Genomic DNA, 15,459 nt, shown 5'->3' with positions numbered 1-15,459 from the left:
GCGTGTCTCCTTGGGTTTTAGCGAGCGATTTCGAGAACGATCTTGCCGATATGATCGCCTTCTTCCATGCGCTGATGCGCACGCCAGGCTTCATCCAGCGGGAAAACCTGGTCAATGACGGGTGCGACCTCGCGTGAGGCCAGCTTCGGCCAGACATGTGCTTCCAACGCTCCGGCAACGGCCGCCTTGAACTCGATCGTGCGCGGTCGCAGGGTCGAGCCGGTATGGGTCAGCCGCTTCATCATCAGCTTGGCAACGTTGATCTCGACCTTGGCACCCTGCAGCACTGCGATTTGAACGATGCGCCCATCAACGGCGGCCGCGTCGTAGTTGCGGCCGACATACTCACCGCCCACCATGTCGAGGATGAGGTCGACGCCATTGCCTGACGTAAACGCTTTTGCGGCTTCAACGAAATCCTCTTCGCGGTAGTTGATCGCGCGATCGGCACCGAGCTTTTCGCAAGCAGCGCATTTTTCAGCCGAGCCGGCCGTCGTGATGACCTTGGCACCGAAAGCTTTGGCGAGCTGGATTGCAGTTGTGCCGATGCCGGACGTGCCGCCATGCACAAGAAGCGTTTCACCCGCCTGCAAGCCGCCGCGCTCGAACACATTATGCCAGACGGTGAAAAAGGTTTCCGGCACAGCGGCACCTTCGATGAAGGTGAAGCCTTCAGGCAAAGGCAGAACATTGGAGCCGTGGACGCGGCAAAATTCGGCGTAGCCGCCGCCAGGTGTCAGGGCCACAACCGCATCGCCCACCCGCCAGCGGGGCGTGTCCGGACCTAGTGCTGCAATCTCGCCGGAAACCTCAAGGCCCGGCAGATCGGAGGCATCTTTGGGGGCAGGGTAGGTGCCTTGTCGCTGCGCGACATCGGGACGGTTTACGCCGGCTGCTCGAACATGGATCAAAACTTCGCCGGATCGGAGTTCGGGGAGGGGCCGCTGCTCGGGCTTGAGCACCGATGGCTCGCCCGGTTCAGTGATTGCGATAGCCGTCATGAGCTTTGGCAAATCGGTTTGCGTCGCTTCGTGGTCCATCTTCTATCTCCAAGCTTGCCCGTCGCCGGTTGTCTTTCGTCTGTTGAGATTATCTATCCCTCCAACGGGCTTGGGCAATCGGAGCACCCAATGAGCATCTTCGACGACGAACCGGTGAAACGTGCCAAGGCCCACGAGATCGGACAGGATCTCAGCCTGCTTTCGGTTGGCGAACTGAAGGAGCGGATCGGAACGCTAAAGGCGGAGATCGAGCGCATTCAGGGTGCGATCGATGAGAAGGACGAAACGAAATCTGCTGCGGAGGCGCTTTTCCGCCGTAGTTAGACGCGACCTGTCGCATTCTCCCGAAACGAATCGCTTAGGCGTGTTTCGATCCAGCTTGCCGACGGTTATTCATGCTTGCCACCTATCGCCCTATCTTCTCGCTTCTGCGCGGCACAGCTTTCTTGCTGGCTGCCTCAGGCTTGCACAATCTCCTTTTGCCGCTGCGAGGCCAGGCGGAAGGATTTTCGACCTTTGCGCTGGGTCTTCTCGGTACGGCATGGGCGGGCGGCTTCGTGGCGGGCTGCATCCTTGCGCCGCGTTTGGTGCGTCGCGTCGGCCACGTCCGTGCCTTTGGCACCTTTGCGGCATCGGCTGCAATCATCGTTTTGTTCACCGGCCTATTCATCAACGAGACTGCCTGGATCCTGTCGCGGATCTGTACCGGCTTCGTGATGGCCGGTGCGTTCATGGTGATCGAAAGCTGGCTGAACGAGAAAGCGACCAACGAGAATCGCGGCACGGTATTTGGCCTCTACATGATGGTGACCTATGCCTCCATCATGGCCGGGCAGATGGTGGTGGCCGCCTTTGATGTCCGACAAAGTTCGCTCTTCATGGTGTCGGGCATCTTGTTTTGCTGTTCGCTGATTCCGACTGCCGTTTCCACGGCCGTAACGCCGCGGCCACTCGAGGATGTGTCGCTTGATCTGCGTGGCCTCTTCGCAAATTCGCCGGTGGCCTTTGTGGCCTGTTTGCTGATCGGTGTGGCCAACGGAGCCTGGGGCACGCTTGGACCGGTTTACGGAGCGCGGATCGGCATCACTACGGCTGAAATTGCGCTCATGATGAGCCTGGTCGTGATCGCCGGCGCTGCGATCCAGATGCCGGCCGGACGGCTTTCCGACAAAACAGACCGCCGCTTTATTCTGGCGGGCGCCGGCTTCCTTGGCGCGCTGATTGCCGTGCTGATCTTTTTTGTCGAACCAAGATCGGGAAGTGCCGTGATCGGCATGGCGGCTTGTTACGGCGCGATGGCCTATATCATGTATTCGCTGGCCGTCGCCCATGCGAACGATCACGCCGACACCAGCGACTTCGTGAAAATTTCAGGCGGTCTGCTGCTGCTTTATGGCTTCGGAACAATGATCGGACCGCTGCTCGGCTCTGTTCTGATGGCCCGCATGCGCCCGGAAGCGTTGTTCTTGGCAACGGCCCTGCCGCATTTTCTGCTCGGCTGTTACACGATGTTGCGTGTGTCTCAGCGTGCTGCCGTTGCGCCGGAAAACAAGGAGGCCTTCAATGCCTTGCCGTCGGAGCGTGCTCTTACGCCCCAGGCGGTCCTGCTTGATCCGCGTGGTCCCGACGATCCCGATGAGCCTGCATCTTCGGACGAGGATGTTTCTGACGAGGAGAAGGAGCCGGAACTTACACCGGCATCTTGAGCGGTGGATCATGAGCTTCCGCGTTGCCGCACCCAGTCAGAGGCAGCGGCTCGAACTTGCTGCGCGGATTAGAAGCGTTTGATGAAGCTCATTAGGACCATCAGTTTGCCGGGCATGACCTCCAGTCCAAACAAAAACCGCGCCACCCGGAAGGGCAGCGCGGAGCGTTGAAGACGTCTGCTTCGTTCGGCCTTTAATGGCCGCTGCGCACGATCTAATGCGTCGTGTGCGCCACCTTGAGTTTCGTAATCTCGTCCTTCAGCGCGAGCTTGCGCCGCTTCAGCTTCAGAATTTGGAGGTCGTCAACTGAGGGGCTGGCCTGGGCCTGATCGATCTCGCGTTCGAGATCGCCGTGCTTGCGCTTCAATTCCTCAAGATGGGAAGTCAAAGACATCATCTAGTCTCCCTTCTGGTTCGTCTGAACCGTCCAGGCCCGCTCCACCGCGGAACAGGCTCCGTGACAGCTCCATGACACTTTGCCACCAAAGAACCGGGATGTCGAATGTCGGTTTCTCACCATCCTAAATGTGATCGAAACGCATTGCGGAAAAGACGAGCGATGCCGGACGGGCTCACCGGTTCTGCTGGATCAGGCGCAGTAATCATGAGCTAAGATGGATTTTATCCATCAATGTTGTGTGCTATGCGCGAAGAAGCAGCAGGGTAAATCGCGAGCCATCATCGGCCGCGTTTGAATGTCGGAGTTGTCGCTTTATGCCCGATCAGGATCAGGCCGAAACCCGCCTGGAATATGCCCGCATAAAGCAGGAACATGCTGACTTCGACGCGGCCATCAACGCAATGATGGCCACTGGATGCGATCCCCTTCAGATCCAGCGCATGAAAAAGAAGAAGCTTGCGCTGAAGGATCGCCTGTCGCAGGCGAACGACCAGATCATCCCAGACATCATCGCCTGATCTCAGGCGAAAAAGGAATAGGACGCCGCATGGACGGGAAAGCCGCCGATGTCGCTGTTATCATGGGAAGCCAGTCCGATTGGGCAACCATGAAGCACGCAGCCGAGACGCTGGATCAGTTGGGCATCTCGCATGATGATCGGATCGTTTCGGCGCATCGTACGCCTGACCGTCTTGTCGATTTTGCGCACGGTGCGAAAGCTGCAGGGTTCAAGGTGGTAATCGCGGGGGCAGGGGGCGCCGCGCATCTTCCGGGCATGACGGCGGCCATGACACCATTGCCTGTATTCGGCGTGCCGGTGGAGTCGAAGGCTCTGTCTGGCCAGGATTCGCTGCTCTCGATTGTGCAGATGCCTGCCGGCATCCCGGTTGGCACGCTGGCAATCGGCCGCGCCGGAGCTGTCAATGCAGCTCTTCTTGCAGCGGCAGTTCTTGCTTTGACCGATCCGGCCTTGGCTGAACGGCTTGATAGTTACCGCGCAGAGCAGACCGCGAAAGTGGCTGCCGCACCGTCGGACGACACATGAGCGCGCTGCCGGCCGGATCAACCATTGGTATCGTCGGCGGCGGCCAGTTGGGTCGTATGCTGGCCATGGCTGCCGCGCGCTTGTCTTACCGCACGATCATTCTGGAGCCGCAGGTCAATTGCCCCGCACTTCAGGTCGCCAACCGGCAGATCGAAGCGGCCTATGATGACGAAGCCGGCCTTGATGAACTGGCGGCTGCCTGCGATGTCATCACCTACGAATTCGAAAACGTGCCCCTGAAGGCCGGTGAGCGCCTGGCTGATCGCGCAACCTTGTTTCCTCCAGCGCGTGCGTTGGAGGTGGCTCAGGATCGGCTTACCGAAAAGCAGTTCCTGAATGGCATCGGAATCGAAACTGCGAACTTCGTTGCCGTTGATGACGATGCTGAGCTTGCTGCTGCGCTTGATCGCTTTGGTGGCAGCGGCATCCTCAAGACGCGACGGCTTGGCTATGATGGCAAAGGTCAGCGCCTTTTTCGCGGAGCGGCTGCGGCTGATGCAGCTGGCGCCTGCGCGGAAATGGGCAGCGTTCCGCTGATCCTGGAGGCGCTGGTGCCGTTCGAGCGAGAAATCTCAGTGATTGCTGGTCGCGGACGGGATGGTGCGATTGTTGCTTTCGACCCAGCCGAGAATATCCACCGCGAGGGCATTCTAAGTACCTCGACGGTGCCCGCCCATGTGTCCACCGACGTGGTTGAAGCCGCTAAGGCTATTGCCGGCCGGATTCTCGAAGCGCTCGATTATGTCGGTGTGATTGGCGTCGAATTCTTCGCGCTGGCTGATGGCACACTCAAGGTCAACGAGATCGCGCCGCGAGTGCATAATTCCGGTCACTGGACGGAAGCTGCCTGCGTCATGTCCCAGTTCGAACTGCATATCCGTGCGATTGCTGGGCAGGCGCTGGGATCAACAGCGCGCCACTCCGACTGCGTCATGGAAAACCTGATCGGCGACGACATCGGGAAGGTGCCCGGTCTCTTGGCTGAGCCGGACACGCTGGTGCATTTGTATGGCAAGGCCGAGTCGCGTCCCGGCCGCAAGATGGGCCATGCGACTCGCCTCAAGCGTGGCTGACAGTTAGTCGCGCGGTACGGGACAGCTGATGTCGCCTTCTTCGCACTGGAGATAACCTTCAAGCGCTTCGATGCGTTGGTTGGTCATATCCGTCAGGCATTGATTGATCAGCGTTCCATGCAGAGTGCCTCCGCCTGCCTGTGCGTTGGAAAAGGCACATTCGGCATCGCGGAAGCTGATCCACGCACGTTGTGCGTTAGTGAGGCTGGTCTTGATCTCCGGGAGATCGGTAAGGCGGCTCGTGACCTTCTCGTAGGTCTCGTTGAGCTTGGTATCCGCTTCCTCATAGGCTTTACCGGCACATTCCGTCATATCCGCCTGTGTTTGAGCATCTTTGCAATTCTGCGCATTGGCAGCGCCTGTTGCGCCAGCGATCATCAGGACAGCCAGGATCGGCAGGGTGGCTCCATGTTTCAGCAATGCATCTTCCTTTCCTCTCGTGTGGCGCTGCAAGTGGGTTCCTCATCCACAAGGTCAAGTGGCGGTTGACACGTCGGGGAAGGCTCGGCTAAGGAACGCCCACAGTTTCGGCGCGTCTTCGGGCGCGCCTTTCATTTCGGCCTCAGGGCCGCATCTGACGGATTGAATCGATGAAGATCAAGAACTCGCTCAAGGCTCTTAAGGCCCGTCACCGCGACAACCGCCTGGTCCGTCGCAAGGGTCGTGTCTACATCATCAACAAGACGGCGCCTCGCTACAAGGCTCGTCAGGGTTGATGAGGAGCTGGCTTTCGGCCGGCTCACACGAAATTCAGTTTGACGTTCCGCATGCTGCCGCTAAGCTCGGCGTCATGCGGAACGTTTTCGTTTGTCTTGCGCTCAGTGCGTCGCTTACTGCCCTTACGCCTGCTGTTGCGCAGCCGGTGAGCGCAAGCCATGTGCTTGAGCCCTCTGCACGTGAAGCGGAGCGGCAAAAGTCGGCTCTGGATGCTTTGTTCGCTTCGTTGAAGCGGCAGGGTAACCAAGTTGAAGCCGAGCGGACGGCAGCGCGCATCGGCGCAGCTTTCGGGCAGTCAGGAAGTGCCACCATCGATTTAATGATGGGCTGGGCCACCAAGGCGTTGACCGACAAGAAGTTCGATCTTGCGCTCGATTATCTCGACCAGGTTATTGCCCTCAGGCCAGGCTACGCGGAAGCTTATAACTGCCGCGCGACTGTGCACTTCGCCATGCAGAACTATTCCAAATCCATGGCGGATATCGAGCAGACCATCATGCTTGAGCCGCGCCATTTCGGTGCTTTAACCGGTCTGGCGCAGATCATGGACAATACGGGGCGCGAAGAGCTCGCATTACGCGCTTACGAGCGTGTTCTGGACGTATATCCCGCGTTACGCAGCGCCCAGGACGAAGTCGGTCGCCTCGCCGACAAGCTGGCTGGCGAAGGCGCTTAGAACCTCAACGAGCGTGTGTAACTTGTCGCGGTCAAAGACCGCGCAAGCCGTCCGAGCCGATATAGGCGATGCGCAGCATGTTTGTTGCGCCCGGTGTGCGCAGCGGAACACCTGCGGTGACGATGATACGGTCGCCCGGCGAGCCGAAAGCTTCCGAATGCGCAATACGGCAAGCGCGGTTCACCATGTCGTCGAGATCGGCGGCATCAGGCGTCACCACACAATGCGTGCCCCAGACCAACGACAAACGACGGGCCGTTTCCACAACAGGGGATAGGGCGATGATGGGCACCTGTGGACGCTCTCGCGCCGCACGCAATCCGGTTGTTCCCGATGCCGTGTAGGTAACGATTGCGGCCAGCTTCAACGTTTCCGCAATCTGGCGTGACGCCAGCGAGATTGCGTCCGCGCCAGTCGCTTCGGGTTCTGAACGCTGCGCGTTGATGATGCCGGGGTAAGTAGGGTCGCGCTCGACGCGTTCGGCGATCCTGTTCATCATGCCGACGGCTTCAACGGGATATTTGCCCGCTGCCGACTCGGCTGACAGCATGATCGCATCCGCGCCTTCGAACACAGCAATCGACACGTCCGACACCTCGGCGCGCGTCGGCACTGGTGCTTCGATCATGGACTCGAGCATCTGGGTGGCAACCACCACGGGCTTGCCGGCACGGCGTGCCGCACGCGTGATCTGCTTCTGAATGCCGGGGACGGCTTCGATCGGCATTTCGACACCGAGATCGCCGCGCGCCACCATCAGGGCGTCAGAGAGTTCGATGATTTCAGCCAGCCGCGTCACGGCCTGCGGCTTTTCGATCTTGGACATCAAAAGCGCGCGGCCGCGTGCAACCTTGCGCGCTTCGGCAAGATCTTCGGGACGCTGAATGAAGGACAGCGCGATCCAGTCGACGCCGGTCGCCAGAACGGCATCGAGGTCGAGCCGATCCTTTTCGGTCAGTGCGCCGACTGGCAGGTCGGTGTCGGGTAAGCTGACGCCCTTCTTGTCGGAAATCTTGGTGCCGGCAACGACGCGGCAGACGATGCGCTTGCCATCCGCTTCCTCAGCCACAAGCTGGAGCTTGCCGTCATCGATCAGAAGACGATGGCCGGCCTGCACGGAGGCGAGGATCTCGGGATGGGGCAGATGCACACGCGTGGCATCGCCCGGCGTAGCATCGTCATCCAGCGTGAAGGTTTGGCCAACTTCAAGTGCAACCGACTTGTCGGCAAACTTGCCGACGCGCAGCTTCGGGCCTTGAAGATCGGCGAGAATACCGATCGGGCGACCAACTTCTTTCTCCACCGACCGGATCCGGCGAACCAGTTCCTGCATCGAGGGATGATCGGTGTGGCTCATATTGATGCGGAAGACGTCTGCTCCCGCTTCAAAGAGCTTCCGAATCATGGACTCCTCGGACGATGCGGGTCCGAGTGTTGCGAGAATTTTGACTTTGCGGCTGCGTCTCATGGCGTACCTGTTCCGGTGACGGCACTGGCGCCGTCGGCTCCCGGCTCATCGGTCAGCTGAACCATCCAGCTTCCCTGATCACCGGTGTCATATTCCTGAAAGCCGGAGCGCTGAAAACCGCGAGCGAAGCAGTCATTGACGCCGGCTATTTTGAACTCTCGTTCGGCCACACACATATTGATGGGACCGTCCCAGCGTCCTCCACGCTCGGCATCCTCCGCATAAAGGTAGTAGTAACGCGACGAGAGCGGACCCTCGATCAGCGTTTTGCAGGTCGATCCCTCCACATGCCACCAGCCTTCCGTGACCCAGCCGGCATTAGCACGATAACCGATCGCCACACCCACCAGGTTCTGCGTAGCATTGCAGACCCGGAAATCGGCCTTTGCTGTTTGCGTTCCCGCGGCCAAGGCCAGCGGTGAAAGAAGCATCAAGGCTAGGCTGACGCGCAAGCCGCGCGGCAAAGATCCTAGCGCCGACAGCAGCGATGCGAAGCGCCTCAGCGTCAATTTTCCAGCCCCAGCCAAATCGTCGTGGTTCCCGTTCCTTTTCGAAGATGTCGGCGCATGTGTCAACGAAAGGAAGTCCTTGATCTAATCGCTTGAAACGCTTCGCACCGGAAGTTCGCTGGATTGGGCTGCAACAATGTCGAAACCACGGCATTTCTCCAGCTGCTCACGTGTGGGATGCAGGCTGTCTCACCTTTCTGCTATGGCTGCATGATGATCGACTCAGATTTTCAGCCTTACGAAGTGATCGATGGTGATTGGAGCAAGGGCCTGCTGCTTGTTGCCGATCATGCCGGACGCAAACTGCCTGCAAGCTATAACAGCCTAGGCCTTCCACCTTCGGAGTTCGAGCGCCACATCGCGTATGACATCGGCGTGGAAGCCACCACGCGCGGTTTGGCAAAGACCATGAACGTGCCGGCGGTGCTTGGGCAGTTTTCGCGATTGTTGATCGATCCCAATCGCGGTGACGATGACCCGACACTGATCCGACAACTGTATGACGGTACGGTTATTCCCGGTAATTATCCGATGAGTGCAGCTGAGCGCGCGTTGCGCCTAGAAAAGTTCTATCGCCCTTATCATCGCGCTGTTGATGCGGCCGTCGAGCGGGTTTTTCAAACCAATGGGCGAGCGCCACTAGTCTTTTCCATTCACTCCTTTACGCCAGTCATGCAGGGCTTTGTCCGGCCGTGGCACGCTGGCGTTCTGTGGGACACGGATCATCGCGTCGCCTGGCCTCTGATCGAAATGCTGGCCGCCGATCCTGCTTTGTGTGTCGGTGATAACGAACCTTACGACGGCGCCTTGCGAGGCGATTCGATGTATAGCCACGCCATCACTCAGGGCTACGCCCATGCGCTGCTCGAGATTCGGCAGGACCTCATTGCTGATCAGGCAGGGGTCGACAGCTGGGTCGAGCGGCTTGTGCCGATCCTTGACGCGATCAATGCCCGTCCCGATATCCATGAGATCCAGCATTTCGGCTCGCGCACCGGGCCAGTGGATCATCGGAAAGGTTGAACATGGCACCTGAATTGTCACCCGAGCAGCAGCGCGACTTCGAGGCGGCAGCGTTCCGGCGCCTGCTCGCGCATCTGTCTCATCGTAGCGACGTGCAGAATATCGACCTGATGAACCTTGCGGGCTTTTGCCGCAACTGCCTTGCCAACTGGTATCGCGAAGCGGCCAACGGGGCAGGACAGGTCATGTCGAAGGATGAGGCGCGGGAAATCGTCTACGGCATGCCTTATGCTGACTGGCAGGCGAAGCACCAGACTGAAGCGTCGCCTGAACAGAAGGCCGCCTTCGAAACAACACATCCGCACGATCATTGATCGGTTGCGAACCAAAGCCTGGCCAAACGGGCTTGACCCGTCCCGGCTGCTTTGGCATCGAACCGCCCCGCGACCTACGGCAATGTTTCCGAGTCGCTTCCCGTATTTCTGGAGAACAGCATGGCCGATGAAGTCACCGATTCCTCGCAAACCGTAGCGGCTGGCCAGCTGCGCGCATTCATCGAGCGCATCGAGCGTCTCGAAGAGGAAAAGAAGACCATTTCGGACGACATCAAGGATGTTTACGCCGAGTGCAAGGGCACGGGCTTCGACACCAAGGCGGTTCGGCAGATCATTCGACTGCGCAAGCAGGACCAGGCTGAGCGCGAAGAAGCAGAGGCGCTTCTCGACCTCTACATGAACGCCCTCGGCATGGCCTGATAGTCTGGCTTGAAGCCCAGTGCTTTAGGCGACCGGCTCGGCCTGGATCACGACGACCTGCGTGCCAACGTCCACGCGGTCGTAAAGGTCGATGACATCGTGGTTCAGCATGCGAATGCAGCCGCTCGACATGGCATGACCGATCGACTTCGGCTGGTTCGTGCCGTGGATGCGGAACATCGTGTCGCGCCCCTGTCGGTACAGATACATTGCGCGCGCGCCGAGCGGGTTGGTCGGCCCGCCCGGTAGACCACCAGCATAAGCCTTGTAGCGGGCTTCACGGCGCATCATGTTTGCCGTCGGCGTCCAGGTAGGCCACTTTGCCTTGCGTCCAACCGTAGCGCCGCCGCTCAAGGCGAGACCTGCGCGACCGACGCTGATTGCGTAACGAATGGCGCGGCCATCATCCAAGATGAAGTAAAGACGACGCGCTGGCGTGTCGACTACGACCGAGCCGGGCTTCAGCTTGGTGGGATAGGCGACTTCCTTGCGGTGGAGTTCGGCCGGGAACACATCCAGCGGCATGGCCGCGAGCGGGAACTGCTCGTCGGGAACGGCCGCATAGCTCAGCATCGGTGGCGGCACTTGCGAGGTCGCACAGCCCGCGAGCAAGGAAGAGACTCCCAAAAGGAAGCTGCGGCGGGAAAGGGACATCGTGGCGCTCCGCGGATTGTCAAAGACACAATCCGCGATAGCCGCTTTATGGTTAATGAAGCCTTAGCAGTGCGTGCACTCAGCTTTCGGGGACGAAGTTCAGCGCCACGCCGTTGATGCAATAGCGCAGATAGGTTGGCGGCGGGCCATCCTCGAAGACGTGGCCGAGATGGCTTCCGCAGCGTGCACAATGACACTCGGTGCGGACCATGCCGTAGGAGCGATCCACGGTTGTTTCGACCGACCCGTCAACCGGATCGTTGAAGCTCGGCCAGCCGGTGCCGCTCTCGAATTTCAGGTTGGATTCAAACAGCGGCTGATCGCAGCCGGCGCAGACAAACGTGCCGGCCCGCTTCTCGTGAAGCAGCGCGCAGCTGCCCGGACGCTCGGTGCCGTGGCCGCGCATGACGGCATATTGTTCAGGCGTCAGTCGATCACGCCATTCGGCGTCGGTGCGGGTAACAGGATAAGCGGTTGCGGTGTCCATGATCGGGCTCCCTTGTTCGGGGTCTTATGTAGGAAGCCGCGCAGCGCGGGGCCAGTGCTCCGCTCAATGCTTGCGCGACAGCGCCTTCGTCGCCGCTTCCAGGCCGGTCAGCGTCAAAGGAAACATGCGGTCGTTGAAGATCTCACGGATCATCGAGATCGAATGCGTATAAGGCCATAGCCGCTCAGCGCTGGGGTTGAGCCAGATCGTGCCCGGCCATTGCTGAAGCGCACGTTGCAGCCAGACCGCGCCAGCTTCCGTGTTCCAGTGTTCCACGGAGCCGCCGGGATGCGCGATCTCGTACGGGCTCATGGAAGCATCGCCGACAAAGATCGCTTTGTAATCGGGACCATAGCGATGCAGCACGTCGAAGGTCGGGATCACCTCGGCATGACGACGACGATTGTCTTTCCACACGCCTTCATAAAGGCAGTTGTGGAAGTAGAAATATTCCAGCTGCCGAAACTCGGCGCGGGCGGCGGAAAACAGCTCCTCGACGATCTTGATGTGATCGTCCATCGAGCCGCCGACATCGAAGAACATCAAGAGCTTCACCGCATTGCGTCGCTCCGGCCTTGTTTGCACGTCAAGATATCCGTGCTCGGCCGTGGCATGGATCGTGCCGGGAAGGTCGAGTTCATCGGCAGCCCCTTCGCGTACCCAGCGACGCAGGCGCTTCAGCGCGACCTTGATGTTGCGGGTGCCGAGTTCGACCGAGTCGTCGAAATTTCGGAATTCCCGCTTGTCCCAGACCTTCACCGCGCGGCGATGACGGCTTTCGTGCTGGCCGATCCGCACGCCCTCGGGATTGTAGCCATAAGCGCCGAAAGGTGAGGTGCCGGCGGTGCCGATCCACTTCGAGCCGCCCTGATGGCGACCTTTCTGTTCTTCCAGACGCTGTTTCAGCGTTTCCATGAGCTTATCGAAGCCGCCAAGCGCCTCGACCAGCTTCTTTTCATCTTCGGTCAGATGCTTTTCAGCCAGGCGCCGGAGCCATTCCTCCGGCAGATTGGCCGCTTCCATCCCGTCTTCGCCCGTGACAGCGTCCAGTCCCTTGAAGACATGGGCAAAGACCTGGTCGAAGCGGTCGATGTGGCGCTCGTCCTTCACCAGCGCTGCGCGTGCGAGGTAATAGAAACCCTCGACGTCATACTCAACGAGATCCGCTTCAAGCCCTTCGAGTAGGCTGAGATATTCCCGAAGCGAAACGGGAATGCGCGCGGCCTTGAGTTCGAGGAAGAAGGGGATGAACATCGCTCGACCCGTTAATCCATCCGATAGCGAATAAAGCCGGTATTCTTTGCAAGGCGGTCATAGAGCTGTCGTGCCGTGGTATTGGACTCCTGGGTGAGCCAATACAGGTTAGAGATGCCATCTTCGGCAGCAACACGCTTCACCGCTTCGATCAGCACGCGTCCAAGCCCGGTGCCGCGGCGCTCCGGATCGACATAGAGATCCTGCAGGTAGCAGTTGTTGGCCACCGTCCAGGTGGTCCGATGATACAGGAAGTGCACCAGCCCCATCGGTTTCGTATGGGTCACCGCAAGCAGACACTTCGGCTCGAACTCGCCCGCCGTATGCAGGCGTTTCCAGGTCTCGGCATACACCTCTTCCGGCACCTTGGTGTTGTAGAAGTCGAGGTACTCCGTCCAAAGCCGGCGCCAGTCGGCTTCATCATCGCGTGTTGCCGGGCGAACTTCCATGCCTTCCATGACGGTTTCCTCAGCCTTGCCGCCTGGCCATGAAGGCCAAGCGTTCAAACAGATGCACATCCTGCTCGTTCTTCAACAGTGCGCCATGTAGCTTGGGCAGCGCATTCTTGGGGTCGGCGCGCAGATCTTCAGGCTCGACATCGTCGGCCACCAGCAGGCGGATCCAGTCGAGTGCTTCAGAAGTCGACGGCTTCTTCTTGAGACCCGGTACATCGCGGATTTCGTAAAAGCGTGTAAGCGCTGCACGCACCAGGTTCTGCTTGATGCCGGGATAATGGACATCCACGATCTTCTGCAGCGTTTCGGCTTCAGGGAAGCGGATGTAGTGGAAGAAGCAGCGGCGCAGAAACGCATCGGGCAGCTCCTTCTCGTTGTTCGAGGTGATGATCACGATCGGGCGCACAGCCGCGCGGATCGTTTCGACGGTCTCGTAGACATAAAACTCGTTCCGATCGAGCTCCTGAAGGAGATCATTTGGAAATTCGATGTCCGCCTTGTCGATCTCGTCGATCAGGAGCACGACCTTCTTGCCCGCGGCGAAAGCGTCCCACAGCTTGCCGCGGCGGATGTAGTTGGCAATGTCGTTGAAGCGAGGATCACCGAGCTGGCTGTCGCGCAAACGGGACACGGCGTCATATTCATAAAGGCCCTGTTGCGCCTTCGTGGTCGACTTTACGTTCCATTCGATGAAGTCGACATCCAGTGCTGCGGCCACCTGCCGGGCCAATTCTGTCTTGCCGGTACCGGGCTCACCCTTGACGAGAAGCGGGCGTTCCAGAGCGATGGCCGCGTTGACCGCAACCATCAGATCCTTGTCGGCAACATAGGCCGAGGTGCCTTCGAAACGCATTGCTTCTCCTTGCATCTGTGAGTGAACCCTGCAGTCTTTCTGCCTTCTTAGCCAATCGACACGCCTCGCGAAACCGCGCAGGCTCAAGCGCGTTCCCAAGGGGAATGGAGATTCCCCATGTCGCTTGCAGCCGAACGTCTTCTTTTCACAATCACCGTGGCGCTGCTTGCGCTGGTTCCGGTCTCCGCCGGCTTGGCCGGCGTCGTGCTCGGGCCCGACTTTCTTCGCGTTCAGCCGCCTTTTCCGACAGACCTCGCAAGTCATCTCCGGTTCTTATCCGGAATTTTTCTAGCCTTCGGGATCAGCTGGTGGCTGTGCCTGTGGGATCTCGATCGTTCGGCCAGCCGCTTTCGTCTCCTCGGTGTTCTCACGATCTGCGGCGGCTTGGCGCGGTTGTTGTCTTTGTTTGTGGATGGCGTGCCAAGTGCCGGTCACCTTCTCGGTCTGTGCCTTGAACTGATTGGCGTTCCGCTGCTGCTGTTGTGGCATCATCGGCTTATCAAAGTTGGTCGGAAAGCAGGGATCGCCACTGGCGAAGTGCGGCGGAGAGGACTATCTAAGTAGTCGGCGTTCTGGGCTTCGCGACAGAAGTAACATAATTCTCGGGGCCTTATTGATCTCAAGGGAGCTGTCCCTGTTCAGACCCGTGGGTTTGGACACACGGCGCCCACCTACGTTGTAGGTCCCGGGATCGATCTCTTCACCGGTTGTCCTGGTTCGCCACCTCTCTTCGTTTTCAATTTTACTGCGCTCTTTGCGAGAGGAAGCCGCATCTTGCCGCTTCTGTGGTCGCGTCTAGCGGTTTTCTCGCTCATAAACGCTTCATGGATACCGCTCTCCTGAAGAAATCGCTGCGCTCGGAAACGCTCAAACGGCGCGATGCCTTGTCGCCGGATTATCGATCTCGGGCGGCCGATGCGATGGCGGATCAAGTTGGTGAGTTCGGCATCGCAAAAGGCGCAGTTGTTTCAGGCTTCTGGCCGATGCGCACCGAAGTGGATGTGCATCCCTTGATGGCTGCTTTCGCTGAGATCGGTGCACGGATCTGTTTGCCTGCGATCCTCGACAGGACGACCATCGTATTTCGTGAATACACACCCGATGGAAAGCTGATCGACATGGGCTTCGGCACTATGGGCCCGCCGGAGACCGCCGCTGTGCTTGATCCGACCGTCATGCTGGTGCCGTTGGTGGCTTTTGACAATCGGGGCCACCGCATTGGCTATGGTGCAGGTTATTATGATCGCGCGATCGCCGGCTTGCATGCCAAGGGCATCCTGCCGCGCTTGATCGGCGTTGCCTTCGATTGCCAGCAGGTCGACTTCGTGCCGAACGAACCGCATGATATCCGCTTGTCCGAAATGCTGACAGAGAGCGGCTTGCGCGCCTTCGAGCCGGGCTGATAGGACGTTTTCAGCAAGCCAGCTATTGATCAGTATGTGG

The 15,459-nt window shown here is 59.3% G+C and carries 22 protein-coding genes and 1 other RNA gene; 13 read left to right on the top strand and 10 right to left on the bottom strand.

The window, feature by feature from the left end:
- Nucleotides 1-17: 17 nt before the first annotated feature.
- A complete protein-coding gene (locus tag JYU29_RS18110; protein WP_250157565.1) occupies nt 18-1,040 on the bottom strand; it encodes an NAD(P)H-quinone oxidoreductase in 1,023 nt (340 codons plus the stop codon).
- 90 nt (nt 1,041-1,130) lie between these two features.
- Here JYU29_RS18110 and JYU29_RS18105 point away from each other — a divergent pair, with 90 nt between their 5' ends.
- Nucleotides 1,131-1,325 (top strand): DUF1192 domain-containing protein, encoded by a 195-nt coding sequence (locus tag JYU29_RS18105; RefSeq protein ID WP_213986259.1) that lies wholly within the window; start codon nt 1,131-1,133, stop codon nt 1,323-1,325.
- A 71-nt stretch (nt 1,326-1,396) separates the two neighbouring features.
- On the top strand, nt 1,397-2,707 hold the full coding sequence (locus JYU29_RS18100; RefSeq protein WP_213986258.1) for an MFS transporter: 1,311 nt from the start codon (nt 1,397-1,399) through the stop codon (nt 2,705-2,707).
- A gap of 214 nt (nt 2,708-2,921) precedes the next feature.
- On the opposite strand, the gene JYU29_RS18095 is transcribed toward JYU29_RS18100, so the two are convergent.
- A complete protein-coding gene (locus JYU29_RS18095; protein ID WP_431192877.1) occupies nt 2,922-3,104 on the bottom strand; it encodes a YdcH family protein in 183 nt (60 codons plus the stop codon).
- Nucleotides 3,105-3,421: 317 nt separating this feature from the next.
- Between JYU29_RS18095 and JYU29_RS18090 the strand changes: the two genes are divergently transcribed.
- The 3 genes from JYU29_RS18090 to JYU29_RS18080 are packed head-to-tail and all read left to right on the top strand — an operon-like array spanning nt 3,422 to nt 5,225.
- Entirely contained in the window at nt 3,422-3,625 is a 204-nt protein-coding gene (locus JYU29_RS18090; protein ID WP_213986257.1) for a YdcH family protein, read from the top strand.
- Nucleotides 3,626-3,654: 29 nt separating this feature from the next.
- Nucleotides 3,655-4,152, top strand: coding sequence for a 5-(carboxyamino)imidazole ribonucleotide mutase (gene purE / locus JYU29_RS18085; RefSeq protein WP_213986256.1), 498 nt, complete (start codon nt 3,655-3,657; stop codon nt 4,150-4,152).
- A complete protein-coding gene (locus JYU29_RS18080; protein ID WP_213986255.1) occupies nt 4,149-5,225 on the top strand; it encodes a 5-(carboxyamino)imidazole ribonucleotide synthase in 1,077 nt (358 codons plus the stop codon). Before purE ends, JYU29_RS18080 begins: the two co-directional genes overlap by 4 nt.
- A 3-nt stretch (nt 5,226-5,228) precedes the next feature.
- Here the strand turns inward: JYU29_RS18080 and JYU29_RS18075 are convergent, their stop codons facing one another.
- Complete coding sequence (locus JYU29_RS18075) at nt 5,229-5,645, bottom strand: lysozyme inhibitor LprI family protein (RefSeq protein WP_213986254.1); 417 nt, start codon at nt 5,643-5,645, stop codon at nt 5,229-5,231.
- 170 nt (nt 5,646-5,815) lie between these two features.
- Between JYU29_RS18075 and ykgO the strand changes: the two genes are divergently transcribed.
- Together ykgO and JYU29_RS18065 are read left to right on the top strand one after the other, a co-directional pair.
- Nucleotides 5,816-5,941 (top strand): type B 50S ribosomal protein L36, encoded by a 126-nt coding sequence (gene ykgO / locus JYU29_RS18070; protein WP_125004464.1) that lies wholly within the window; start codon nt 5,816-5,818, stop codon nt 5,939-5,941.
- A 74-nt stretch (nt 5,942-6,015) separates the two neighbouring features.
- Nucleotides 6,016-6,618 (top strand): tetratricopeptide repeat protein, encoded by a 603-nt coding sequence (locus JYU29_RS18065; RefSeq protein ID WP_213986253.1) that lies wholly within the window; start codon nt 6,016-6,018, stop codon nt 6,616-6,618.
- 31 nt (nt 6,619-6,649) lie between these two features.
- Here the strand turns inward: JYU29_RS18065 and pyk are convergent, their stop codons facing one another.
- Together pyk and JYU29_RS18055 are read right to left on the bottom strand one after the other, a co-directional pair.
- Nucleotides 6,650-8,086, bottom strand: coding sequence for a pyruvate kinase (pyk, locus tag JYU29_RS18060; RefSeq protein ID WP_213986252.1), 1,437 nt, complete (start codon nt 8,084-8,086; stop codon nt 6,650-6,652).
- A complete protein-coding gene (locus JYU29_RS18055) occupies nt 8,083-8,538 on the bottom strand; it encodes a DUF1036 domain-containing protein (protein WP_431192882.1) in 456 nt (151 codons plus the stop codon). The genes pyk and JYU29_RS18055 overlap by 4 nt, the downstream gene beginning before the upstream one ends.
- 270 nt (nt 8,539-8,808) lie before the next feature.
- On the opposite strand from JYU29_RS18055, the gene JYU29_RS18050 reads away from it, so the two are divergent.
- The 3 genes from JYU29_RS18050 to JYU29_RS18040 all read left to right on the top strand — a co-directional run bounded on the left by JYU29_RS18050 (nt 8,809) and on the right by JYU29_RS18040 (nt 10,313).
- Nucleotides 8,809-9,618, top strand: a complete 810-nt coding sequence (locus JYU29_RS18050) for an N-formylglutamate amidohydrolase (RefSeq protein ID WP_431192881.1) — start codon at nt 8,809-8,811, stop codon at nt 9,616-9,618.
- Between the two features lie 2 nt (nt 9,619-9,620).
- On the top strand, nt 9,621-9,932 hold the full coding sequence (locus tag JYU29_RS18045) for a DUF1244 domain-containing protein (RefSeq protein ID WP_213986249.1): 312 nt from the start codon (nt 9,621-9,623) through the stop codon (nt 9,930-9,932).
- Between the two features lie 120 nt (nt 9,933-10,052).
- On the top strand, nt 10,053-10,313 hold the full coding sequence (locus JYU29_RS18040; RefSeq protein ID WP_189500713.1) for a DUF2312 domain-containing protein: 261 nt from the start codon (nt 10,053-10,055) through the stop codon (nt 10,311-10,313).
- Between the two features lie 24 nt (nt 10,314-10,337).
- Here the strand turns inward: JYU29_RS18040 and JYU29_RS18035 are convergent, their stop codons facing one another.
- The 5 genes from JYU29_RS18035 to JYU29_RS18015 form a co-directional block, all read right to left on the bottom strand.
- Entirely contained in the window at nt 10,338-10,967 is a 630-nt protein-coding gene (locus JYU29_RS18035) for a L,D-transpeptidase (protein ID WP_213986248.1), read from the bottom strand.
- Nucleotides 10,968-11,046: 79 nt separating this feature from the next.
- Nucleotides 11,047-11,454, bottom strand: a complete 408-nt coding sequence (msrB, locus tag JYU29_RS18030) for a peptide-methionine (R)-S-oxide reductase MsrB (RefSeq protein WP_213986247.1) — start codon at nt 11,452-11,454, stop codon at nt 11,047-11,049.
- A 63-nt stretch (nt 11,455-11,517) separates the two neighbouring features.
- Complete coding sequence (locus JYU29_RS18025) at nt 11,518-12,708, bottom strand: vWA domain-containing protein (RefSeq protein WP_213986246.1); 1,191 nt, start codon at nt 12,706-12,708, stop codon at nt 11,518-11,520.
- Nucleotides 12,709-12,719: 11 nt separating this feature from the next.
- The gene (locus JYU29_RS18020; RefSeq protein ID WP_213986245.1) at nt 12,720-13,166 is read right to left on the bottom strand and encodes a GNAT family N-acetyltransferase; all 447 of its coding nucleotides are present in this window, start codon (nt 13,164-13,166) and stop codon (nt 12,720-12,722) included.
- A gap of 10 nt (nt 13,167-13,176) precedes the next feature.
- Nucleotides 13,177-14,016 (bottom strand): AAA family ATPase, encoded by an 840-nt coding sequence (locus tag JYU29_RS18015; protein WP_213986244.1) that lies wholly within the window; start codon nt 14,014-14,016, stop codon nt 13,177-13,179.
- A gap of 117 nt (nt 14,017-14,133) precedes the next feature.
- On the opposite strand from JYU29_RS18015, the gene JYU29_RS18010 reads away from it, so the two are divergent.
- The 3 genes from JYU29_RS18010 (at nt 14,134) to JYU29_RS18000 (ending at nt 15,419) form a co-directional block, all read left to right on the top strand.
- Entirely contained in the window at nt 14,134-14,580 is a 447-nt protein-coding gene (locus JYU29_RS18010; protein ID WP_213986243.1) for a DUF4345 domain-containing protein, read from the top strand.
- A gap of 2 nt (nt 14,581-14,582) precedes the next feature.
- Nucleotides 14,583-14,739: non-coding RNA, 6S RNA (gene ssrS / locus JYU29_RS18005), on the top strand.
- Nucleotides 14,740-14,840: 101 nt separating this feature from the next.
- On the top strand, nt 14,841-15,419 hold the full coding sequence (locus JYU29_RS18000) for a 5-formyltetrahydrofolate cyclo-ligase (RefSeq protein WP_213986242.1): 579 nt from the start codon (nt 14,841-14,843) through the stop codon (nt 15,417-15,419).
- The last annotated feature ends 40 nt before the right edge of the window (nt 15,420-15,459 follow it).

Origin of the sequence: Tianweitania aestuarii, assembly GCF_018457165.1 — a bacterium.
In the GTDB taxonomy this organism is placed as follows: Bacteria; Pseudomonadota; Alphaproteobacteria; order Rhizobiales; family Rhizobiaceae; genus Tianweitania; species Tianweitania aestuarii.
Note: the sequence above shows the minus strand (reverse complement) of the source record. Positions and strands in the feature narration are given on the sequence as shown.